The 23,456-nt window shown below is 59.9% G+C and carries 14 protein-coding genes and 1 pseudogene; 8 read left to right on the plus strand and 7 right to left on the minus strand.

Annotated elements, in window-relative coordinates; all coding sequences use genetic code 11:
* The first annotated feature begins 72 nt into the window (after window positions 1-72).
* Both WJU23_RS15900 and WJU23_RS15905 read left to right on the plus strand, forming a co-directional pair.
* A complete protein-coding gene (locus WJU23_RS15900; RefSeq protein ID WP_346333585.1) occupies window positions 73-3,702 on the plus strand; it encodes a DUF1553 domain-containing protein in 3,630 nt (1,209 codons plus the stop codon).
* A 24-nt stretch (window positions 3,703-3,726) separates the two neighbouring features.
* Window positions 3,727-5,016: a DUF1501 domain-containing protein gene (locus WJU23_RS15905; protein ID WP_346333586.1), complete on the plus strand. Its 1,290-nt coding sequence runs from the start codon at window positions 3,727-3,729 to the stop codon at window positions 5,014-5,016.
* A 321-nt stretch (window positions 5,017-5,337) separates the two neighbouring features.
* Here the strand turns inward: WJU23_RS15905 and WJU23_RS15910 are convergent, their stop codons facing one another.
* Window positions 5,338-5,604 (minus strand): hypothetical protein, encoded by a 267-nt coding sequence (locus tag WJU23_RS15910; RefSeq protein WP_346333587.1) that lies wholly within the window; start codon window positions 5,602-5,604, stop codon window positions 5,338-5,340.
* Between the two features lie 63 nt (window positions 5,605-5,667).
* Window positions 5,668-6,738 carry a membrane dipeptidase gene (locus WJU23_RS15915; RefSeq protein ID WP_346333588.1) on the minus strand — a complete coding sequence of 357 codons (1,071 nt, stop codon included), beginning with the start codon at window positions 6,736-6,738 and terminating at the stop codon, window positions 5,668-5,670.
* A 133-nt stretch (window positions 6,739-6,871) separates the two neighbouring features.
* On the opposite strand from WJU23_RS15915, the gene panB reads away from it, so the two are divergent.
* A complete protein-coding gene (gene panB / locus WJU23_RS15920; protein ID WP_346333589.1) occupies window positions 6,872-7,633 on the plus strand; it encodes a 3-methyl-2-oxobutanoate hydroxymethyltransferase in 762 nt (253 codons plus the stop codon).
* Window positions 7,634-7,695: 62 nt separating this feature from the next.
* Here panB and WJU23_RS15925 read toward each other — a convergent pair whose 3' ends face one another.
* On the minus strand, window positions 7,696-8,733 hold the full coding sequence (locus WJU23_RS15925) for a DUF3500 domain-containing protein (protein ID WP_346333590.1): 1,038 nt from the start codon (window positions 8,731-8,733) through the stop codon (window positions 7,696-7,698).
* A 203-nt stretch (window positions 8,734-8,936) separates the two neighbouring features.
* On the opposite strand from WJU23_RS15925, the gene WJU23_RS15930 reads away from it, so the two are divergent.
* The 3 genes from WJU23_RS15930 to WJU23_RS15940 all read left to right on the plus strand — a co-directional run bounded on the left by WJU23_RS15930 (window position 8,937) and on the right by WJU23_RS15940 (window position 13,965).
* Window positions 8,937-10,460 (plus strand): sodium/solute symporter, encoded by a 1,524-nt coding sequence (locus WJU23_RS15930; protein WP_346333591.1) that lies wholly within the window; start codon window positions 8,937-8,939, stop codon window positions 10,458-10,460.
* 82 nt (window positions 10,461-10,542) lie between these two features.
* Window positions 10,543-12,663, plus strand: a complete 2,121-nt coding sequence (locus WJU23_RS15935; protein WP_346333592.1) for a DUF1549 domain-containing protein — start codon at window positions 10,543-10,545, stop codon at window positions 12,661-12,663.
* 21 nt (window positions 12,664-12,684) lie between these two features.
* Window positions 12,685-13,965 carry a DUF1501 domain-containing protein gene (locus WJU23_RS15940; protein WP_346333593.1) on the plus strand — a complete coding sequence of 427 codons (1,281 nt, stop codon included), beginning with the start codon at window positions 12,685-12,687 and terminating at the stop codon, window positions 13,963-13,965.
* On the opposite strand, the gene WJU23_RS15945 is transcribed toward WJU23_RS15940, so the two are convergent.
* The 4 genes and pseudogenes from WJU23_RS15945 to pstB form a co-directional block, all read right to left on the minus strand.
* Window positions 13,887-14,453 carry an Rrf2 family transcriptional regulator gene (locus WJU23_RS15945; RefSeq protein ID WP_346333594.1) on the minus strand — a complete coding sequence of 189 codons (567 nt, stop codon included), beginning with the start codon at window positions 14,451-14,453 and terminating at the stop codon, window positions 13,887-13,889. The two genes, WJU23_RS15940 and WJU23_RS15945, sit on opposite strands and share 79 nt — an antisense overlap.
* A gap of 176 nt (window positions 14,454-14,629) precedes the next feature.
* The gene (locus tag WJU23_RS15950; RefSeq protein ID WP_346333602.1) at window positions 14,630-17,182 is read right to left on the minus strand and encodes a vitamin B12 dependent-methionine synthase activation domain-containing protein; all 2,553 of its coding nucleotides are present in this window, start codon (window positions 17,180-17,182) and stop codon (window positions 14,630-14,632) included.
* Window positions 17,162-19,465: pseudogene (locus tag WJU23_RS15955) on the minus strand (homocysteine S-methyltransferase family protein); the annotation flags it as partial. The gene WJU23_RS15950 and the pseudogene WJU23_RS15955, both read right to left, overlap by 21 nt.
* Window positions 19,466-19,544: 79 nt before the next feature.
* Window positions 19,545-20,336 (minus strand): phosphate ABC transporter ATP-binding protein PstB, encoded by a 792-nt coding sequence (pstB, locus tag WJU23_RS15960; RefSeq protein ID WP_346333595.1) that lies wholly within the window; start codon window positions 20,334-20,336, stop codon window positions 19,545-19,547.
* A gap of 164 nt (window positions 20,337-20,500) precedes the next feature.
* Here pstB and WJU23_RS15965 point away from each other — a divergent pair, with 164 nt between their 5' ends.
* Together WJU23_RS15965 and recN are read left to right on the plus strand one after the other, a co-directional pair.
* Window positions 20,501-21,454 carry a phosphate ABC transporter substrate-binding protein gene (locus WJU23_RS15965; RefSeq protein ID WP_346333596.1) on the plus strand — a complete coding sequence of 318 codons (954 nt, stop codon included), beginning with the start codon at window positions 20,501-20,503 and terminating at the stop codon, window positions 21,452-21,454.
* Window positions 21,455-21,600: 146 nt separating this feature from the next.
* Window positions 21,601-23,262, plus strand: a complete 1,662-nt coding sequence (gene recN, locus WJU23_RS15970; RefSeq protein ID WP_346333597.1) for a DNA repair protein RecN — start codon at window positions 21,601-21,603, stop codon at window positions 23,260-23,262.
* Window positions 23,263-23,456 lie beyond the last annotated feature (194 nt).

The raw sequence follows: 23,456 nt of genomic DNA on the forward strand, positions 1-23,456 counted from the left end.
ACGATCGTGGGGCCTCCCCATTTGCCAAAAACCTCTTCCCACCCGCGTTTATATTCTTTCCGCCGACCACTCATGAAAAAGATCCTGCTCCAGATCTGCGCCTGCGCACTCGCCCAGACCGCCCTCCTTTCCGCCGCTGATCCCGCGCCTGCCCCTGTCGCCCAGTGGAGCTTCGACGGCCATCCCTCGCAGCCTTGCAAGCTCGAAGGTGCCGTCGTCTTCGATCAGCAGGGCCCTTCGCCCAAGCAGTTCTCCAGTTTCGCCGAAGCCAATCGCGCCGCCCGTTTTGGCGGTGAGAAACACGGCCTCATCCGCGTCACCGATCCCGGCGCGAACAGCCCCTACGACTTCGACAATGGCGACGAAATCACCCTCGAGGCCTGGGTCAACCCCACCGCCGTCCCCAAAGGAGGCAATGTTTACATCCTCGGCAAAGGCCGCACCCAAAATCCCGGTGCTGCCAGCAACAATCAGAACTACGCCCTCCGCCTTTGGGAAAGCGGCGGTTTCCTCCGCCCCGGTTTCCTCTTCCGCAGCCGCAAAGACGGCGATCATGCTGGCGACTGGCACCGCTGGTCCACCACCGGCGGTTTTGGCATCGGCTCCGGCTGGCATCATGTCGCCATCACCTACACCTTCGGCAAGCCTGACTCCATCCGCGCCTATGTGGACGGCGAGGCCATGCCCGGTGCCTGGGACATGGGCGGTGCCACCACACAGGCCCCCGTCGTGGATGATGATGAAATCTGGCTCGGCACCTCCATGAGCAAGCAGCCCAGCGTCACCTTCACCGGTTTCATGGATGAGGTGAAGCTCCACCGCACCACCCTGTCATCGAAGGTCATCGCCCAGCGTTACCCCATCGTTCCTTACACACCTCAGTTGCCAAAAACCGGCTTGCCTGAAGGAAAAGTCCGCGTCGAGATCGTCGAGAACCTCGGCAAGACCGCCAAGTGGCCCCGCCTCTTCCCTGCCCCCACGGATGTCTATGAGGACGATGCCTTTGGTTTCTTCCAGATCGCCCAAAAATACATCGCCCCCGGCGTCCGCGCAGAGCGCAGCAATCCCTACCTCCTCCGCGCCATGGCCCAGGTCACCCTGCCTGCGGGCAAGCAGGACCTGCTTTTCCGCGCTCGTGGCCAGGCCCGCCTGTGGATGGATGGCAAGATCATCGCCGAAGTCGCCCTGGGCAAATCCGGCGGCGGTGCCCACAACGAAGTGGAGCATGAGGAAGCCGAATCCAGCGGCCCCGCCCTCCGCCTGCTCGGCCCTGGCGACCGCGAAACCCGCCTCACCATCAACAGCGACGGCAAGCCCCACGTTTACATCCTGGAAATGCTCGCCGGCAATGGCCGCGTCCGCACCACCTTGGGCGAAACCAGCCTCAGCCTCCTCAGCCCCGATGGCCGGCATCTGCTCCTCACCCCCACTGACCGCGCCATCCCCCTCACCGATGCCGGCTGGGCCGCTTATCGCAAAGAGCGCATGAGCTACTACACCTCGCTCGACCAGAAAAACCGCCTCGCCCTCCGCCAAAAGCACGATGCCTTCTGGGCCAAGCGCCATAGCGAAGCCCGCGCCATCGCCACCACCAAAAAATCCCCATCGCAGCCCGGCATTGATTCCCTCCTTTCCGCCTCATGGAAACAGGCCTCCGGCAGCAACGACGACAGCGCCACCGGCATTGATTTCGCCAAGCACATCCAGCCCATCCTTTCGGAAAACTGCTACCGCTGCCACGAGGAGAAAGCCAAAGGTGACCTCCGCCTCAACACCCTCGAAGCGGCCATGCTCGGTGGCGAATCCGGCGAGCCAGCCATCGTCCCCGGCAAGCCGGAAGAAAGCCGCCTCATCAGCATCATCCACCCCGATGCCACCGATGACATCATGCCTCCGAAGGGCGATCCCCTTCCCGAAAAAGACCGCCAGCTCCTCACCGCCTGGATCAAAGAAGGCGCTTCTTACACCAGCGCCGCCCGCAAGATCGAGCCTGCCCCGCTGACCGCCGACCTGGAGTTCCTCCGCCGTGTCACCTTGGATACGGTCGGTGTCGTCCCCAGCCATCAGGAGATCGCTGCCTTCCTCGCCACAGATTCCCCCAGCCGCCGCAGCCAGGCCATTGACCGCCTGCTGAAAGATCCCCGCTGGGCCGACCACTGGACTGCCTACTGGCAGGACGTCCTCGCGGAAAACCCCAACATCCTCAAGCCGACGCTTAACAACTCCGGCCCCTTCCGTTTCTGGATCCATGAAGCCCTCAGCGACAACCTCGCCATGGACCGCTTCGTCACCGAGCTCATCATGATGGAGGGCAGCGTCCTTGGTGGAGGCCCCGCCGGTTTCAGCCTCGCCGCTGAAAACGATGTGCCCATGGCCGCCAAGGCCCACATCCTCAGCACCGCCTTCCTCGGCCAGGAGATGACCTGCGCCCGTTGCCACGATTCCCCTTATCACCAGTCCAAGCAGCGCGACCTTTTTGAAATGGCCGCCATGCTTGGCCGCAAGCCCATCACCCTGCCGGCCACCTCCTCGGTGCCCCTGACCACCTTCGCCGGTCGCAAGCCTCTCATCGAGATCACCCTCAAGCCGGGCGAGATCATCGAACCTGCCTGGCCGGAGCTTTTTGAAAAACAGCTCCTCTCCGCCAGCGAGGCCGCCCCGGCCACCGCCAAAGAAGACAGCCGCGCCCAGCTCGCCGCCATCATCACCTCCCCGCACAACGACCGCTTCGCGCAGGTCATCGTCAACCGCATCTGGAAGCAGCTTCTCGGCCGTGGATTTGTCGAGCCGGTGGAAGATTGGGAAGCCTCCAAGCCCTCCCATCCCGAACTGCTTGAGTGGCTCGCCAAAGAGTTCGTTTCCAGCGGTTACGACATGAAAACTCTTCAGCGCCTCATCCTCAATTCTGAGGCCTACCAGAGGCAGACACGTCCGGAAATTCCCGGTGCCCCGCCCACCTTCGCCGCCCCCGTCCAGCGTCGCATGACGGCCGAGCAGCTTGTGGATTCCCTCTTCGCTTCCGTGGGCAAGGACCTCGATTCCGAAGAGCTCACCATGGACAACGACGGAACCCAGTCGGAGAAGGCCATGATCAGCCTCGGCATCCCCCGCCGTGCCTGGGAGTTCACCTCCATGTCCAATGAGCGCGACCGCCCCAGCCTCGCCATCCCCAAGGCCCAGGCAATTGTGGACGTGCTGGAAAACTTTGGCTGGCGCCCAAGCCGCCAGGAACCGAAAAGCGTCCGCGAGACCGATCCCAACGTCCGCCAGCCCGCCATCATCGCCAACGGCATCCTGGGCCGCTGGGTCAGCACCTTGAGCGAGGACAGCGCCATCACCGCCATCGCCCTCCAGCCGGATCTTACCCCGGCGCAGCTCATTGACCAGGTCTTCCTCCGCCTGCTCACCCGCCATCCTACGGATAAAGAACTGGCCCTGTTCACTGAATTCCTCAGCCCCGGTTTCAATGAGCGCATCATCCCCGAAGGCAAGCGCCCGCCGCCCGTCCAGCAAAAGCCCCTCAAATACGTCGCCTGGTCCAACCACCTTTCCGCCGGGGCCAACAGCATCAAAATCGAAATGGAAAAACGCGCCCGTGAAGGCGATCCGCCCACCACCGCCCTCAATGCCGAATGGCGCGAGCTGCTCGAAGACATGGTCTGGGCAACCCTCAATTCCCCCGAGTTCGTCCACCTTCCCTGATCCCATTTTTACTGCCCTTTCATCATGAAAAGACGTTCCTTTCTCAAGCTCGCCGGCGCTGGCGGACTCGCCGCGCAATCAGGCTTTTCGCTCCTCGCCAAAGAGTCCTCCCACGTCGCCCACTTCCCCATGGGCAAGGCGGAGCATTGCATCCACATTTGGTTAGGCGGCGGCGCCTCGCAGGTGGACACCTGGGATCCCAAGGCCATGGGCAGCGCCAAGGACAAGAAACCCGGCAGCGACTATCCTTCCATCGAGACCTCCGTCCCCGGCGTCAAGGTCACCGAGCATCTCTCCCGCTGCGCCGGCCTTATGGAAAACATCACCGCCATGCGCACCGTCAACCATGACGTCATTGATGAGCATGCCGCCGCCTCCAACCGCATGCATACTGGCCGCAGTGTCAGTGGCACCACGGTTTATCCATCCCTCGGTTCCATGATCGCCAGCGAGCGCGGCCCCGTCACTGACGGCGTCCCTTCGTACGTTCTTATTGGTTATCCCAACTTCTCACGCGGCCCCGGATTCCTCGGTGCCAAAGCCGGCTTTTTATACCTCCTGGATACCGATGCCGGCCCCGCCGGATTGAAGCGCCCCGAGCACATCGCCGATACCCGCCAGAGCCGCCGTGAGCAGCTCCTCCATGCCATGCGCGACAGCGCCAAGGACCTCCGCACCGGCCCCTTGCTCAATGAATACGACACTTCCCTGCGCGAAAGCCTGAAGCTGGCCGGCCCCAAATTCATGGAGGTCTTCGACCTGAAATCCGAGAAGGGCGAGCTGCGCACCGCCTACGGCAGCGAGTTCGGCCAGCGCTGCCTCCTGGCCCGCCGCCTCATCCAGCGCGGCGTCCGTTTCATCGAGGTTTCGCATAACCTGAACTTCGTCAACGGCACCGGCTGGGATACGCATAACCAGGGCCAGCAAAAGCAGCACCTGCTCATCCAGGATCTCGACCAGGCACTCAGCACCCTCATCACCGACCTCAAAGCCCAGGGCCTTTTGGACAAGACCCTTATCGTCGTCAACACCGAGTTCGGCCGCCCCTCCAGCTACGATGGCGGCGGCGGGCGCGGCCATCAGGGCAGCACCTTCAGCGTCGTCCTCGCCGGCGGCGGCCTCAAGCACCACGGCGCCTGGGGTGTCACCGACGACCTCTCCAAAACCCCCGTCGAAGCCCCCTGCAGCGTCCCCGACCTCTTCGCCACCGTCCTCGCCACCCTCGCCATCAACCCCTCCAAAGAACTCTACGACGGCGACCGCCCGGTGCCGATTACCGATGGCGGGAAGCCTGTGGCGGAGCTGTTTGGTTAAGGCGGCAGGAGTGCTCAGTGATCAGTTCATAGAATCCGCGCACTGCGCACTTCTGAATAACTACCTGCACATGTTATTGAGCCACAATGATTCCCCTGCGTCCTCCCCGGTCCCGGAGGGACCCTGGAAGATAGCCGGTGGTGGAGGGAGCGTAGCGACCGTGAACCACCGGACAGCCGACAACCCACGATCCACCAGCAAAGCGTCCCGGAGGGACGCTGGAAGCCCCCGCCGGATCCATCGCCACTTGTGCATTAAAAGTTACTCTTCCTAACACCCTCGCAATCGCCAGTATTTGGCTGAGCACTTTCTTCTTCCCCGCTACGCCATCATCTGAATGCTGATCCGTTGATGCGCCTCTTCCAGCAGCGCAAAGGCAGCTTCCCGATCAATGCCCTGGTTCTGCAACGCATCCCCGTCCGCCATTGCCTGATCCACCAAGCGCCTCGCCCGGTCACTGCCGTGATGGCTTCGCCATGATTCAAGGGCCACCTGATGCCTGACAAACGACATCAGCCTCTGCTGAATGTCGGGAATGTCATGGGCTTGGCGTTCCAGATCGGGAGGCAGGTCAAGTTCCAGAATCATGGCGGTCTTTTGAGTGAACGGGTTAACATACGCGCTGCGAACCACTTCTAAAGTCATTTTCCGTCACGCCCACGCCTTCCTCAGCACCCGCAAGAAGTTCCCGTGCATCACATTCTCGATGTCTGTCTGGGTATACCCACGCTTCGCGAGCATGTCGGGAATGCGCACCAGATCGGTAATGGTATCCAGGTCTTCCGGGGTCTGTTCGATGCCGTAGCCGCCATCCAGATCGGTGCCTATACCCGAGTGCAGAGTATTCCCGGCAAGCTGGGCGATGTGGTCAATGTGGTCGCAGATGACCTCCAGTTTCAGGCCGGAGCTTTGCGGAGTTGTCTGGCCTTTGATCCAGCCGGGGATCATCATCCAGGCATCCAATGCTGCTCCAAGAACTGCGCCGCGCTCGATCAGGGCTTTGATCTGCTCATCGCTGAACTGCCGCACATCCGGCACCAGGGCGCGGCAGTTGCTGTGGCTGGCCCAGATGGTGCCCTGAAAGATATCCAGGGCCTCCCAGAAGCAGCCGTCGGAAAGGTGGGTCACATCCAGGATCATGCCCAGCCGGTCCATCTCCTGGATCAGCTCTTTGCCGCCTTTGGGCAGTCCGCCCACCTGATCATGGCCCAGCGCATATTTGCAGACTCCATAGTGCGCAGGCCCCATCGCCCGCAGCCCTTGCTCCCAGTGCCGCTCCAAGTGGCCGACACTGCGGATGCTGTCCGCACCTTCCAGGCTCAGAATGTAGCCAATGGGCTTGCCTTCATTCGGCGTCCCGTCCGTCCACAACTTCACCATCGCATCCAATCCGCGCAGATCAATGATCTGGCGCATCTGGCCGTCTTCCTCCATGGCGCGATACCAGGCGAGCTGGCCCTGCGTCTGCGCATAGGCCTGCTCGGAGGACATCCAGTTGGCCATGGGTCGCGGGCCCACCATGCACCCGGCCAGCTGCGTGGCCACACACAGGCCCATGTCCGCTTTGCGCATTTCCGGGAAGGCGGTGGTGCCTGCTGCACGCCCTTTGATGTCCTTCATCCCTTCCTCCCGGCGGCGGATCTCATGCACCGGCAGGCGCAGATCGCGATTGTATTCCAAAGCATTCAGACTGAGGTCAAGGTGGGCGTCGAAGGTGAGCATGAGTGTGAGACGGGAACGTGAATATAAGCAGATTTTATGCGCTCAGAAAGCACGCCCTTCCATATTGTAAGAACGCCGCTCCTGCATTGCATTGACCTGAGCCCGCTCCTGCGAATGGTTCCCCTCCCCCGCCATGCTGACCACCCTCGCCGAACTCCCCCTGAAAAAACAAGCCGGTGAACGCGTCACCGTTCTCACCGCTTACGACTATCCCACCGCCCGCCTCCTTGACGAGACCGGCATTGACCTTCTCCTCGTCGGCGATTCCCTCGGCATGGTGGTCCTGGGCCTGCCGGACACCACCGGGGTTACCATGGAAATGATGCTCCATCACATTGCCGCTGTGCGCCGTGGCGTGAAACGGGCGCCCATCATTGGCGACCTGCCGTTCCATAGTTATGACACCCCCGCCCAGGCCCTGGCCAATGCCCGCCTGCTGATGGAAGCCGGGGCTGATGCCGTGAAACTGGAAGGCGGTGTACCCTTCATCCCTCAGATCAGCGCCATCCTTGAAGCGGGTATACCCTTCGTCGGCCACATCGGCATGCTGCCGCAGAGTGTGGTGGAGGAAGGCGGGTATAAAAAGAAGGGCAAGACCCCCGCGCAGGCCGAGCAGCTCATCGCCGATGCCCTCGCCCTGGATGCCGCCGGAGCCTCCGCCATCGTCCTGGAAAGCATGGTGCCCGAAGTCGCCACCGAGATCACCCTTCAGGTGAAGGCCACCACCATTGGCATCGGAGCCGGATCAGGCACCGATGCCCAGGTCCTTGTCACCCCCGACCTCATCGGCAGCTTCCCCTGGTTCAGGCCACCCTTTGCGAAAGCCCGTGCCGATGTCGCAGGCGAGATTCAGCGAGCGGTGAAGGAGTGGGTGGAGGAGGTGAAAGCTAAATGACGAAGGCTGGGAACAAAACAGAACTTTAAACCAAACTTCCCCGCAAAACCATCCGCCCAACCTCACTTGGAGTGAGCTTCTTTGTAGTGCTCGGCGAGCAGGTCGCGGCCGAAGTCGCCGTCGAAGCTGCGGATGACGCTGTGGGGGTGGTTGGCCTGGCCTTGGACGTTGTCGTATTCGATGAGGAAGGTCTTGCCCTGCACGCGATAGTAGTGGGGTTCACCGCGCTCTTTGCCACCGGCCCAGGCGAAGTGAACGGGGCCGCTCTTCTCGATCTCGGCCCAGGTTTCGGCGGCGATTTCGGGGCGCAGGCGGGTGAGGTATTCGTCAATGATCTCGCGCAGCTTGGCCTTCTGTTCGGCGTTTAAATCGGTATCCGCGAGGCCATCGGGCTTGAGGGGATCCACGCGCTTTTCAGCAGCGGTCAGCATCTCCTTGGGGGCGACTTCATCCACCAGGGCTTTTTTAAACTGGGCTTCGTCCAGGGACTTCACCAGCTCACGGCCCAGGTCTTCTTCCTTACCCAGCACACGCAGGCCGGTCAAAGGCCCCTGGCGCAGCTCGCCGGGATTGGTGCCCATGAAGGAAGGGGTGGCGCGCAGCAGGTTGCCGTCTTTGATGGTGAAGTTCAGGGACATATGATGGCCCTCGATGCGCCAGCCCCAGGTGCCTTTGGGGTCTGGAGTGCCGAAGATGCTGACAAAGTATTTCTCTGGGTCACGGCGTTCACGCGCGGTGGCCTTTTTGGATTCATCCTCGCTCTCCATCTGGAAGAGCACTTCCTCCAGGGACATGATGGTCACCGCTTTGGCGGCACCGCGAAAGCCCAGACCGGTATTCATCAAAGCGTGGGCCAGCAGGCGCTGCTGCGGGGTCATTTCCTTCATGGACAGGCCCAGGCGCTCACGCGGAATGAAGTGCCAGTTGATGCGCTCCTCATCCTCAAACTTGAAGGTCGCCTTGGCGCGCTGCTCATCATTGAGGGAAAGCAGGAGCACATTGGCCACCTCCGCCATCTGAAGGCCCGCTTCATGGGCCCGGCCAGAGGCCAGGGAAAAGACAACCGCACAGGCGAGAGAGACAAGAGATAGACGCGACATAGGAAGGAAAGGAATGACAGACACGAACGCTCTGCACAAGGCCAGTTTGTCATCCAACCTGCCAATCGCCTTCCTTTCTGCCGAGGCCGCCTAGACGGACAGGTTTCGGCTATGACGCCCAACGGCCAATCCGTCGGCAAGACATTCCGTTTTCAGCCCGTCTCTTCTACCTGCCGTCATCTGTCTTTGCCCTGTTCTCCCGCATGAGCCATTTCGCCACACTCGACTATATTTTCTTTGGTATCTATCTCCTGGCCTCCGTGCTCATCGGCGTCCTGTTTGTGAAAGAGCAGCGAACGATGAAGGACTTCTTCCTGGCAGGCCGCAGCATGGGCAGTGTGGTCGTGGCCATCTCGGTGATGGCGGCCATGTTTTCCGGCATCAGCTACATCGGTGGGCCGGGGGAGGTGTTTAAAAACGGGGCGGCATTTGGCTGGATCCTGTTCTCCTTTTTCATCGCGACGCCGGTCACGACGATCTTCATCCTGCCGTTCTTTTACCGGTCACGGTTCATCACCGCTTATCACTATCTGGAGGAGCGTTTTTCCCTGCCGGTGCGGCTCCTTGGCTCAGGCCTGTTTATTCTGCGCGTGCTCCTGTGGCTGGGGGCGGCCACGTATGCCCCGGCGCTGGCGCTGCAACAGGCCACCGGTTTGCCGCTGGAATTCTCCATTCTGGCCACCGGCATCCTGACCACGCTCTATACCATGATGGGCGGCATGAAGGCGGTCATCTGGACGGATGTGATGCAGTTTGGCGTGCTGTTTGGTGGCCAGCTGGTGATCCTTTTTGTGGCCCTGGGCAAGATCCCTGGCGGCCTTGGAGAAGTCATTGAGGTGGCCAAGACTCACGGCCAGCCCACCCCCATCGCCAGCCTGGATCCCACCATCCCTTATACCTGGGCCGGCATCCTCATCGGCGGAGCGGTACTGAATCTGATTCAAATGGCCACGGACCAGGTGGCAGTACAGCGCTACATGACCGCGCGGGACCTGAAAACGGCGCAAAGAGGGCTTTGGTATAAGCTCATCGTCACCATCCCCGTACTGGTGCTGTTTTATGGCACCGGCTGCGTGCTGCGCACCTTTTACAACCATGTGCCGGATCCCCTCGCCAACGGCCAGATCCTGAAGTCTGACCAGATCCTGCCCTGGTTCGTGGTGCATGAGCTGCCCACGGGCATGGCGGGCATCCTCATTGCCGCCATCTTTGCCGCCAGCATGTCCACCATCTCCGCAGGGCTCAATTCCCTGGCCTCCGCCACCATGGTGGATTTTCAGCAACGCCTGACCAGCAAGCCGCTGCCAGCAGATGAAAAGCAGATCTTCCAGGCCCGGCTGTGGACAGTTCTTTACGGGTCCATGGTCATCGCCCTGGCCTTCATCGTCTCTAAACTGGGCAATCTGGTGGAAGCCACGAATACGGTCATCGGCCTCGTTGGCGGGCCGGTTTTGGGCATGTTCCTCTGCGGCATCTTTATCCGCCGCGTTTCGGCCAAGGGCATCCTTATTGGCACTGTGATCGGTTTTGCCGCCTCGCTACTCAGCGTCCTCTGGCGGGGAGAGGCGGCAGACGGACAGGTGATCAAGGTTTCGTTCCTGTGGTACACAAGCGTCGGCTGTGTGGTGACCATCGCCATCGCCTGGGTGCTCAGCTTTTTCCTGCCGGGCAAACCCGCCCGCGAACTGGAAGGCCTGACCTGGCAGCAGCGCAATAACGAACCGTGAGGCCAAGGCGGCTTCGGGAATATTCTAACGCAACTTCGGTCCAAACGTTCTGTTATAAGGGTGACCCCGCCCTCAGACGTTTATGAAAGCCCGATCCCTTGCCCTCTGTGCTCTTTTGCCCGCCTTCTTGGTGACGGCCCAAACTGCCGCCCCGGATGGCAATACCAATTTCCGAGTCTGGCAGGACAATCAGGGCCGCAAGGTGGAAGCCACGTTTCGCGGTATTGAGGAAGGCAAAATCTACCTGCAGACCCGCGACGGGCGCATGTTTGATTTCCCCCTTTCCAACCTCACTCCTGAGGACCAGCAAGTGGCCGCCACCCTGAAGCCCGAAGGCCTCGGCATCCAAAAGAACACCGGTCTGGCCCAGTCCGCCGCCACCATTGACCGGGGCGTCCTGATGGGGCTGCAAAAAGCCGGCCAACAACCCAATGCCCTGGCCAGTGACGAGCAGTTCATCCGCCGGGTTTATCTGGACCTCGCCGGCCGCATCCCCACCCGCCAGGAGACGATGACTTTCCTGGCTGACACCAGCGCCGCGAAGCGCGCCAATGTCATAGACACCTTGGTCAACAGCGACGGGTTCTCCTCCCACATGTTCAACTACTTTTCCGACATGCTCCGCGTGGCGGATGATGCGCAGAAGGCGAAATTCTTCTCCTACCAGGAATGGCTCAAGGAGCAGATCGCCAACAACCGCCCCTGGAATGAGCTGGTGCGCGAGATGATGGTGGCCGATGGCAAGCTCCTGGACAACGGCGCTGCCGGCTATCTGCTACGTGACCGTGGCATGCGGCTGGACAACCTCAGCCTCACCCTCTCCACCTTCCTCGGGGCCAACGTCTCCTGCGCCCAGTGCCATGACCATCCCTTTGCCGACTGGACGCAGCGCCAGTTTTATGAAATGGCCGCCTTCTTTGGCTCCTCCGATACCTACAACCGCGACCTTCCGCGCGCCATGATGCGCGACCTGCGTGCGGAGCTGACCCAACAGCAATACCAGCAGGCACGCCGCCTTTTTGACGTCAACTCCCTGGCGATTACCGACGGCAAAAAAAATGATGTCACCCTGCCGGATGACTACAAATACAAGGACGGCAAACCAGGGGATGGCGTCGCACCAAAGCTCGTCACCTGGACCAAGGATGACCGCCGCCTGCGCTGCTACCAGAACGCCGAGACCGCCCTGAAAAAAGCCGATGATGACAGCCAGCTTCGTGATATTTTTGCCGACTGGATGACCAGCCCGGACAATCCGCGCTTTGCCATGACCATCGCCAACCGCCTGTGGAAGCAGGTCTTCGGCGTCGGCATCAAAGAGCCGGTCACAGATCTGGATGATCCCAGCGCCTCCAGCAATCCGCTGCTGCTGCAGCATCTGGGCCGCGAGATGGTGCGCCTGAAATTCGACATTCGCGCCTTCATGCGCCTGCTCTGCAACACCCAGACTTATCAGCGCGAGGCCGTGACCCGCGAGCTGGCCCTGGGCGAGCCCTATTATTTCCCCGGCCCCATCCTGCGCCGTATGACGGCCGAGCAGGCATGGGATTCCTGCGTGACGCTGGCCATCGGGGACAAGGTGGACGGCTTCAAGCTCAAGCGTGCTGATCCTTATAAAGAGGTCATGGCTCTCAACGTCTCTGAAATCACCCCGGCGCAGATCGTCACCAAGCTGGGTGAGATGCAGTCCATGCGCCGCATGGCCGACGGCCCCCTGGGCGGCGGCAAAGCCAAAGGCCCGAATGCCAAAAAGAAAAACCGCCGCGCGCAGATGATGGAGCCGATGGCGGATGAAGCCGAAGAAGACTTCACCCGGCCCAAGATGATGGATGGCCTCGCCCTGGCCCGCGCCTCTGAGCTACGCCAGCCGGAGCGTGACGGCCACTTCCTGCGCATGTTCGGCCAAAGCGACCGCCAGATCGCCGACAGCAACACCTTCGAAGGCAGCATCCCTCAGGTGCTGATGCTCATGAACGGCGAAGCCCAGAACGTGCTGCAAAATCCCCAGTCGCTCGTCCTGGCCACCGCCATGGGCGAGGCTGAAACGGCCAAAAAAGTGGAGTCTCTTTATTACAGCTTCTTTTCCCGCAAACCCACTACAGAGGAAATGACCGCCGCCACCCAGGCCTTCGATGCCGGCCTGAGCTCCGCCGACCTCTGCTGGGTGCTCTTCAATGCCCGTGAGTTTGTCTTTGTGCAGTAATCTGTACCCTTTCCCCAAGCCATGAACACTTCCCTCCGATCCCTCGACTGCCTATCGCGACGCCAGTTCGCGGAGCATGTGGCCAAGACCACCCTGGGGGTGACTTTGCTGCCGCATCTCCTGAAAGGCCAGGCGGCGGGCGATGCGAAATCGCTGCCCGGTTTTGGCAAGGCCAAGAATGTCATCTGGCTGCAGATGATCGGCGGCATGTCCCACATTGACACGCTGGACCCCAAAACGGGCGATACCAAAGGCCCTGGAGATCCCATCCAGACGAAGGCCGGTTACCAGCTTGGCGGCTTCCTGCCGACGCTGGCCAAAGACCATTCGGAAAAGCTGGCCATCATCCGCAGCATGACCTCCAAAACCGGGGTTCATGCCTCCGGCCAGTACCTGATGCGCACCGGCTATGAGCAGCGCGGCACGATCAAGCACCCGGTGCTGGGCGCCTGGGCGCAGGAGCTGCTGGGTAAAAGCAGCCAGTCCCTGCCCTCCACCGTCTGTGTGGGCCGTGCGCCGGAGGCTGGCAATGGCTTCTTTTCCGCCGCTTACAGCCCGCTGCCCATTCACGATCCGGAGGCCGGTCTCCAGTATGCCGAATTCGGCGCGCCCAAGGACCTCATTGATAAGCGCCTGGCCCTGCTGAACAAGGTGGATGCCGGTTTCCGCGCCAAATTTGAGGATACCAACCTCAAGGCCTATACCGATTTTTATGATGATACGCTGAAGCTGCTGAGCACGGAGGATCTGAATGCCTTCCGCCTCACGGAAGAGGACAGCGCCGCCCGTGAGAAGTATGGCATGAACAAATTTGGCCAGGGCTGCATGCTGGCCCGCCGCCTGGTGGAGCGCGGGGTGCGTTTTGTAGAAGTGGCCCACGGCGGCTGGGACATGCACAACGACATCGCTGACGCCATGGAGGACAATGGCACACTGCTGGATACCGCCCTGTCCTCCCTGCTGAGTGATCTGCAATCTCGCGGTCTTCTGGAAACGACGATGGTGGTGCTGTGCTCAGAATTCGGCCGCACGCCCAAGATCAACAGCCGGAATGGCCGTGACCATCATCCCAAAGTCTTCAGCACCCTCCTGGCCGGCGGCCCTGTCAAAGGCGGCACCATCTTTGGTGCCAGTGACAAGGACGGCTTCGCCCCCGCTGACAAGCAGGTCAGCATCCAGGATTTCCACAGTACGGTGGGCCATGCCATGGGCATGGATGTGAATCAGATTGTCATGTCACCCAGCAACCGCCCGTTTACCATCGGCGACAAAGGTACCGTCATTACAGAAGTGCTCTCATAATCCTTTGCCAAGCCCTCTTCCAGAGGATCTTCTTGTCTAGTCGGTCGAGGAGCTAACAAAATTTGCTTCAAAGACTCCTTCCTCCCTCCACCCAGGATGTCCTGCAGGGTATAGCGGTCCAGCGTTCCATAAAAGGCCCCCAATGCCTGCGACATGGCCCCCTTCAATCCACAGCAGGAATGAATCGGGCAGGTATTCGTTTTCAGATCGAAACACTCCACCAATGGGGAACTGGTCTCCGTGCCCCGGACGAGCTTTCCGATTTGAATGTCCTCCGGTTTCATCGCCAGCTCGATGCCGCCACCCCGGCCCCGACGTGTATTCAGATACCCTTGTTTGGTCAGGTTATTCACCACCTTCACCAGATGGTGCCGGGAGACGTTGTATGCATCAGCGACCTCATGAAGTGGAAACGGCCCCTCCTTCACCGCTCCAAAAATCAGCACTCGCAGGGAATAATCAGTGAATAGACTCAATCGCATCGCCATATGATACTCTTTTTCAGAGGGCGAGGGAGCAGCTGGAAGAGTAAATAATTTGTAAAACCGGATGATTTACACTTTTTAATCCGTTTTCACCACAATTATCATACAAATCATGATGTGAACGCTATGCAGATATGGCGAAGTCTTTTTACGCACACCGGGGAGGGCGCGGGTGAAACTCAGTATCCCAACCACGGCCCCAACCATTTTTCCATCTCGGGTACTGTCATGCCTTTCCGCGCAGCATAGTCCTCCACCTGGTCCTTGCCGACCACGCTGATGCCGAAGTAATGCGCCTCCGGGTGGCTGAAGTACAAGCCGCTGACGGCGCTGCCGGGGTGCATGGCCATGCTTTCCGTCAGTTCCACACCGGTCAGGGCGGTGGCGTTTAAGAGATCAAACAGGATTGGCTTTTCCGTATGGTCAGGCTGCGCAGGATAACCGGGAGCTGGGCGGATGCCGCGATACTTTTCCTTCACCATTTCCTCATGGGTAAGGTCGCCCGGTTTTTCATAACCCCAGGCAAAGCGGGCCTGCTGGTGCAGGTATTCAGCAAAGGCCTCGGCAAGCCGGTCCGCCACGGCTTTCACAATGATGGCGCTATAGGGATCGTTGATGGCATCAAATTCCTTGGAGAATTCATCCGCCCCGTGAATGCCCACGGCAAATCCGCCGATGTAGTCCTCCAAGTCGCTTTCCTTGGGTGCGACATAGTCGCTCAGCGCGAAGTTAGGCTTCTCCTTCTTGATGACCTGCTGGCGCAGGGTGTGAAAGACGGCCAGCAAGCGGGTGCGAGACTCATCGGAATAAACTTCAATGTCATCGCCGCAACTGTTGGCCGGAAAGAACCCGAAGACTCCGCGAGGAGTGAAACGGTTTTCTTTTTCAATCCGGTCCAGCAGAGCATTCGCATCCTGGTAAAGCTTCAGCGCCTGCTCCTCCGCCTGGATCTTCAACTCCGCGTCTTCATGAGCGGAATTAAACCGGCCTTCCGCCGTCAGCCAGCGCCCGCGCAGCTCCCAGGAATGGAAGAAGGGAGACCAGTCAATGTAGGGCCTCAAAGGCGCCACCAAGTCCGTGCCTTCAAGGATTTGGGTGCCGGTGAAACTTGGCTTGGCAATGTCCTGCGCGGTCCAGTCACACTTGTATCCCTTTTCCCGTGACTCCGCGATGCTGAGAAGCAGGCGGTCTTTTTTCTTGCCGTATTCCTCACGTAGGCGGACGTGGCGGGCTTCGTTTTTGGCGACAAAATCCTCACGCTGCTCCTCGCTGATGAGAGAGGTGGTCACCGGCACACTGCGGCTCGCATCCAGCACATGGACGATGGGACCGCTGTAATGAGGGGCGATCTTGATGGCCGTATGCGCGGCACTGGTGGTGGCACCGCCGATGAGCAGAGGCTGCTTCATTCCCAGGCGCTCCATCTCAGAAGCCACGTGGACCATTTCATCCAGCGAAGGCGTGATCAGACCGCTGAGGCCGATGACATCCGCGCCGACGTCGACGGCCTTGTCCAGGATCTTGGCGCAAGGCACCATGACGCCCATGTCCGTCACTTCAAAGCCGTTACATGCCAGCACAATGCCGACGATGTTCTTGCCGATGTCATGCACATCTCCCTTCACCGTCGCGAGGACGATCTTGCCTCCGCCCTGCTTTGCAGCCTCGGCGGGGATGAGATCAGCGGCGGTCAGGGCCGGGGCATCGGAGCCTCTTCCGGCTCCTCCATCACCCGGCTGCCTGAAGCCGACGCCTGACGAAGTGCTTCCAGGGTGCCCTGCTCTATCTGACGAAATCTCTCCGCCACTTCGGGGCTGAGGCGCGGCTTGAAATTGCGCCAGGAGTCCTCCGTGGTAATCGGAATCGTCGCTGTGGAGTTTGAATTCATTTTCAAGGGTAGTGTTGCCGGTTTTAAGGAGTTCTTCAACGGATTTGTGCAAATGCTCAGAGAGCCAGGCAAGGTTGCGTGAACGCGGCGTTGCGCCCACGCAATTTTCGACCACAAACACATCAAAATCTGTAGTATTTGCAAATTCACCGCAAAGTTTCAGCGTTGTGCGTGCCGCCTGATAGTGGCCTTTGGCCGCGCGGCTGAGAGGCACCACACGCCCTGCTTCCTTGGCTGCACGTTGGGCCATATTGCGAACAGCATGGTCCCACTTACAATAAACAAAACGCAGTTCGACGGAACAGCCTGCTCCGAGGGCAGCACGGAAATGCGCCAAGGACCTTGCATGGTTCTGCAAGGTTCCATCCATGATGACCAAGGCATTACCTGTCACCTTCAAGTGACGAGTAGAGGTGGTCTTGCCACTGCCTTGTCCCCCTGCGTTAAAAATGACACTGTCCTTTGGCTTGGCGGCCTCCAGGCTGCGATGAAACATCCAGTCCACAAACGCCCCGGCAGGCTCCAGAGTCGCGACGCTCCAGCGCTGGCGGCTCTCGCGGGTGGCGGCGTAGTCGGGGCTCATTTCCTGTACACTGTTGCGGTCCAGGATAATGCCAAAACGGCGTTTGTATTCGGTTTCGGCCGTCTCCAAATCAGCCGCCAGTTCTGCAGCAAATTTCACTTCCACACGCCGCTCTTCCAGGCTCAGGCCGGGGTATGGCAGATAGCTGAAACCTTCCACTACGCGGACTTCGTCACCTGTTTGGAGAGCCTCCGCCGTCTTCGCAGCGATTTCCACCAGCAGCTCACGCTCACGAGCCTTGCGGGCTTTTTCGGCTTCCATGAAGGGCTGCAAATAGGCCACGCTCTGCTTCATCACGCGGGCGCTTTTGACCACCTGCGGCAGGAACATCTTGCCAGCTCCGAAGAGGTCCCCCACGACGCTCATGCCGTCCATGAGCGGGCCTTCAATAACGGACAGGGGCTTGCCGAGTTCTTTCAGAGCTTCCGCCGTGTCTTCGTTGATGAAATCGGTGATGCCTCTGAGCAGGGAATGCTCCAGGCGCTTGGCCACGGGGGCTTCACGCCAGGACATGTCCACCTCGCTTTTCTTGGCGGCTCCAGCCTGGCCTTTGAACTGCTCGGCATAGTCCACCAGGATCTCCGTGGCATCCGGGCGGCGGTTGAGGATGACGTCCTCCACCTTGTCCAGCAGCTCCTTGGGGATTTCCTCGTAAACCTCCAGCATGCCGGCATTCACGATGCCCATGTCCATGCCGGCCTTGATGGCATAATACAGGAACACGCTGTGCATGGCCTCGCGCACCTTGTTGTTACCGCGGAAGCTGAAGCTGATGTTGCTGACCCCGCCGCTTACCTTGGCCAGGGGCAGGTTTTCCTTGATCCAGCGGGTGGCGTTGATGAAATCCAGCGCGTAGTTGTTATGCTCCTCCAGGCCGGTGGCCACGGTGAGGATGTTGGGGTCAAAAATGATGTCTTCCGGCGGGAACTGCACCTCGTCCACCAGGATGCGGTAGGCGCGCTCGCAGATGCGGATCTTCTCGTCATAGGTCGCGGCCTGACCGTTTTCATCAAAGGCCATCACCACCGTGGCGGCCCCGTATTGCTTGATCTTGCGGGCATATTCCTTGAACTTTTCCTCGCCTTCCTTCAGGGAGATCGAGTTTACGATCCCCTTCCCTTGCAGGCACTTCAGGCCGGCTTCGATGATCTCCCATTTGGAGGAGTCCACCATGATGGGCACCTTGTTCACCTCCGGTTCCGTCTGCAGGAGCACGAGGAATTTGGTCATCATCGGCACGCCATCAATGAGGCCTTCATCCATGCACACATCAATGACGTTGGCCCCGTTTTCCACCTGCTGGCGGGCGATGGTCACGGCTTCCTCCAACTTGCCTTCCTTGATCAGCTTGGCGAACTTCGGTGATCCCGCCACGTTCGTGCGCTCACCAATCATCAGGTAATTCGCCCCGGGCCTGAGTACGAAGGGCTGCGAGCCGCTGAGGCGCATATTGGGCTCAGGATGCGCGACTTCACGCGGTGGCAGATTTTCCACCGCCTTGGCGATGGCGGCGATGTGCTCGGGCGTGTTGCCGCAGCAGCCGCCCATGATGTTCACGAAGCCGCTCTTGGCAAAGTCAGTGGCGTATCCGGCCATGTCCGGCGGCAGCAGGTCAAAGCCCGTGGGTGCCAGCGGGTTGGGCATACCGGCGTTCGGATAGGCGGAAACGAAGCAATCGGCCTTCGTCGCCAGCTCTTCCAGGAACGGGCGCATCTTGTCCGGGCCTAACGAACAGTTTAGACCAATGGACAGCGGCTTCACATGCCGCATCGCGTTCAGATACGCCTCCGTGATCTGGCCGGAAATCATCGTCTCACCACCAGGGCCGACAGCGGCAGAAATCTGGATGGGTAGCTCCACACAATCCTGGTCAAAGACATCCCGGATGGCCACCAACGCGGCCTTGGCATTCAGGGAATCAAAGATGGTCTCCACCATCAAGGTATCCACTCCGCCGGCGATCAAGGCGCGGATCTGGTGGGCATAGGCGGCCTTCACCTGGTCAAAGGTGACGTAGCGGAAGCTCAGGTCATTGAGGTCCGGGAACTGCGAGAGAGATACCGTCAGCGGCCCGATGGCTCCGGCAACGTAACGCTTGCGGCCCGTCTTTTCACCGATCAAATCCGCCCACTTCCGACACTGCTGCGCGGAGTTAAAATTGATCTCCCAGGCGATGTCGTTGAGAAACTTGTCCTCCAGCATTTCCTGGAAAAACTCCGGATCCTTCCGGCGGCCATGCGGCACCTCGCGGAAAAACTCCGCCTGAGCGATGCTGGTCCCGGAAAAGGTGTTGGTCTCGATGATGTCCGCCCCGGCTTCCAAGAAACGACGATGGATGTCCTCAATAATGTCAGGCCGGGTAATGGAAAGGATGTCGCCGTTATTGAGCAGGTCCTTCTCGTTGTCCAAAAAGCGGTCCCCCCGAGCATCGGCTTCCTTGAGCCCGTAACCGCGAATCGTCGTCCCCATTGCCCCATCAATGACGAGGATGCGCTGGCGCATGGCGGCTTCGAGTTCGGATCGGACATTGGGGCGGACGGGCATGGGGTGAAATTACCCCTTCCAAACCCCAGCGTCAATCTCGCATCAACGCATCATGATTTGAATATATGAGATTTACAACTCACCCAAACCGCCCCCGCACATAATCATCCGTCAGCTTTTCCTTCGGATTCTCAAAGAGGCTCATCGTCTCGTCATATTCCACGAGTTTCCCCAGGTAGAACAGCGCCGTGTAATCCGCCGTGCGCATGGCCTGCTGCATGTTATGCGTCACGATGACCAGGGTATACTTCTCCTTGAGCTGGTGAAACAGGTCCTCCACCCTCGCGGTAGCGATAGGGTCCAGGGCTGAGCAGGGCTCGTCCATCAGCAGCACCTGCGGTTTCACGGCGATGGCGCGAGCGATGCAAAGACGCTGCTGCTGACCGCCCGAAAGTCCGTAGGCACTTTGATCCAGGCGGTCCTTCACCTCATCCCACAGAGCCGCACCACGCAGGCTTTCTTCCACCACATGGTCCAGGTAGTCTTTTCGTTTCTCGCCATGCAGGGCGAGACCGTAGGAGATGTTTTCGTAAATGCTGCGGGGAAAGGGATTCGATTTCTGAAAGACCATGCCCACCTGGCGGCGCAGCTGCACCACATCCAGCGCCTGGCTGTGGATGTCCTGCCCCTCCACATTGATCGAGCCGCTTTTCACGGTTGCGCCATCCACCCGGTCGTTCATGCGGTTAAAGCAGCGCAGCAGGGTGGACTTGCCACAGCCCGACGGGCCGATGAAGGCCGTGGCCTGGTGACGGGGAATGTCTAGCGAGACGTCAAAGAGCGTCTGTTTGCTGCCATAATAGAAATCCACATTCCGCACCTGGATGGAGGTGGGCAGGTGTGAGACGGGGTTCTTTTCACGGATGGCCATGCAGCGGAACATAACATGACTGGACTGGCGGGCTTGGCAACCGCCCTTGTTGTCACATTCCTGTCACGCACGCAGGATGAATGTGACAAAACTGTCACATGTCTTTTCGAGCCATGTGACAAACCTTCAGCCATTTGTGCTGAGCTTATCCAACGCCCCATCGTATGAAGATCCGACCTGCCCTTTTCGCTGCCCTCAGCCTGACTGCCCTGGCCCAGGGAACCGAGATAAATCCTGCCATCCCTGAATACAAACAGGTGAGCGGTGTTTCTGGAAACCTCATCTCCATCGGCTCCGATACACTGAACAACCTCATGACCCTGTGGGCGGAAGGCTTCAAGGCGAGATACCCCAATGTGAACATCCAGATCGAGGGCAAAGGCTCCGCTACCGCGCCTCCCGCGCTGATCAGCGGCACCAGCCAGCTCGGCCCCATGAGCCGCGAGATGAAGCAGGAGGAGATTGACGCCTTCGAGAAAAAATTCGGCTACAAGCCAACGGAGATCAAAGTGGCCGTGGATGCCCTGGCCGTCTTTGCCCATAAAGACAGCACCCTCAGAGGCCTCACATTGGCGCAGATTGACGCCATTTTTTCCTCCACCCGCAAGCTCGGTGCTCCGGCTGACATCACTGAGTGGGGCCAGCTTGGCATGGATGCCTGGAAAGGTCGCGCCATTTCCCTCTTCGGTCGTAACAGTGCCTCCGGCACCTATGGTTTCTTCAAGGAACATGCTCTCGGCAAGGGCGACTTCAAAAGCAGTGTCAAGGAGCAGCCAGGGTCCTCCGCAGTGATCCAGGGCATCAGCACCGATGAGTTTGCCTTGGGTTATTCAGGCATCGGTTACATCACCTCCGGCGTCCGCGCCCTGCCCATCGGCGAAAGCGAAGACAGCCTCGTTGAGGTCAACTATGATAACTGCATCAGCGGTGATTATCCTCTGGCCCGCTTCCTCCTCATCTACATCAACAAAAAACCCGGCGAGCCCCTGGATACCCTCACCACCGAGTTTGTGAAATTTATCCAGAGCAAGGACGGGCAGGAGGTGGTGGTGAAAGACGGTTATTATCCCATCCCCTCAGAGGTGCTGGAGGAGACCCAGGCCATCCTGGCCAAGTGAGGTTTCTGTTTCGCCCTTGATCTTATTCATTGTCAGTGCGTCAGAGATTCATCTCTGACGCACTTTTCGTGTTCAAATGAATGGTACTTGTAGTTGAAATGCAGCGTACTCTTTCCATACTCGGCGCATCCTCTTTTATCCCACCCATGCTTTCCTTCATCAAAATCCGTCATCTGGCTCTCGTCGAGGATGTCACCTGGGATTTGCGGGCCGGTCTGATCGGCGTGACGGGTGAAACCGGCGCTGGCAAGTCCATCATCGTCGGTGCTTTAAAACTCATCTTGGGGGAGCGTGCTGACCGCAGCCTCATCCGCAACGGCCAGGATACCTGCACCGTGGAGGCCAGCTTTCACCTGCGGGATACCCGCGCCTTGGACATGGTACTGCAGGAAGCTGGTCTCGATCCCTGCCAGGATGGCGAGCTGCTGATCAAACGCAGCATCAGCACCGGCGGCGCTAACAAACAATTCGTCAACTGCTCTCCCGTCACCATCCACGTGCTGAAGGCCCTGGGAGAGCACCTGGTGGACCTGCATGGCCCGCACGACCATCAGTCCCTCCATTCCCAGGACCGCCAGCTTGAGATGCTGGACAAATACACCGGCTGCGAGGACATCCTGGCCAAATACCAGGCCACCTGGCAGCAATGGCGCAGTGCTCTGACCGAGCTGGATGACCTGGAAAACAGCGAGCGCAGCAGCAGCCAGCAGGAGGACATGCTGCGCTTCCAAGCCCAGGAAATCGCAGCCGCAGGCCTCAAGCCCGGTGAGGAAGAGGAGATCGAAGCCCGGCACCGCATCGCTGCCAACGGCGCCCGCCTGGCCGAAGTCTGCTCCGCCATCACCAGCCGCCTCAGTGATAGCGAAGGTGGCATTCTGGACGCCCTGCGCGAGATCGGCCGCCATATCCATGAGCTGGAAAAAATAGACCCCGGCACCACCGCCATGTTTGAGGGGTTCAAGTCCGCCCAGATCGAGTTGACAGAGCTGGAAAGCAGCGTCCAGGAATACGCCGACGAACTGGAAACCGACCCCGCCGAGCTGGCGCAACTGGACCAGCGCATCCACACCATCCAGACCCTGAAGCGCAAATACGGCCCCACCGTTGCGTCCATCATCGAATTCCAAAAGGATGCCGAGCAGAAGCTGGCCAGGATCGAAAACCGTGGCGACGAGCTGGAGCGCCTGGCCAAGCTGGTCAAGGACCGCCGGGCCGACGTGGACAAGCTGGGCAAGCAGCTCACCAAAAAACGCGCTGAAGCCGCCCCCAAGCTGGCCAAAGAAGTGGCCGCCCACCTGACCGACCTGGGTTTCAAACGCAGCGTCTTCGAAGCCCACCTGGCCCCGCTCAACGAGCCATCTCGCAACGGCCTGGAGGAAGTGGACTTTCAGTTCGCCCCCAACCCCGGCGAGCCGCTGAAACCCCTGCGCCTCACTGCCAGCAGCGGAGAAATGTCCCGCGTGCTGCTCTCCGTGAAAAGTGCCCTGGCCAAACAGGATGCCGTGCCACTCCTCGTCTTTGATGAAATTGACGCCAACGTCGGCGGCAACATCGCCGAAGCAGTCGGCCACAAAATGGCCTCCCTCGGCAGCACGCATCAAGTCATCGCCATCACCCACTTCCCGCAGGTCGCCTCCCTGGCCGCCAGCCACTTCGTCGTCACCAAGGAGATCGAAGGTGACCGCACCAAGTCCCACATCCGCGAAGTCGCCAACGAAGAGCGCATCGAAGAGCTCGCCCGGATGCTTGGCGGAAAGCTCGAATCCGCGCGTGAGCATGCGCGAAATCTGCTGAGCGGGAGAAGATGATAGATGGAAAAATGAAGGACCGGCAGCAGGGCACGCTCATCCCCTAGTCCACTGCCCGCACACGTAATTGTCGCAGGGAAAACAGCTCGCTGTCACATTCGCTGAGGCGGCGGGCACCGTCTTTGCGCTTGGGGCCAAAGAGGGTGCGGTTTTCCTGGAAGACGCTTTCGACGAACTCTTTGCTTCCTAGCACC

This window comes from Prosthecobacter sp. SYSU 5D2, from assembly GCF_039655865.1.
In the GTDB taxonomy this organism is placed as follows: Bacteria; Verrucomicrobiota; Verrucomicrobiia; order Verrucomicrobiales; family Verrucomicrobiaceae; genus Prosthecobacter.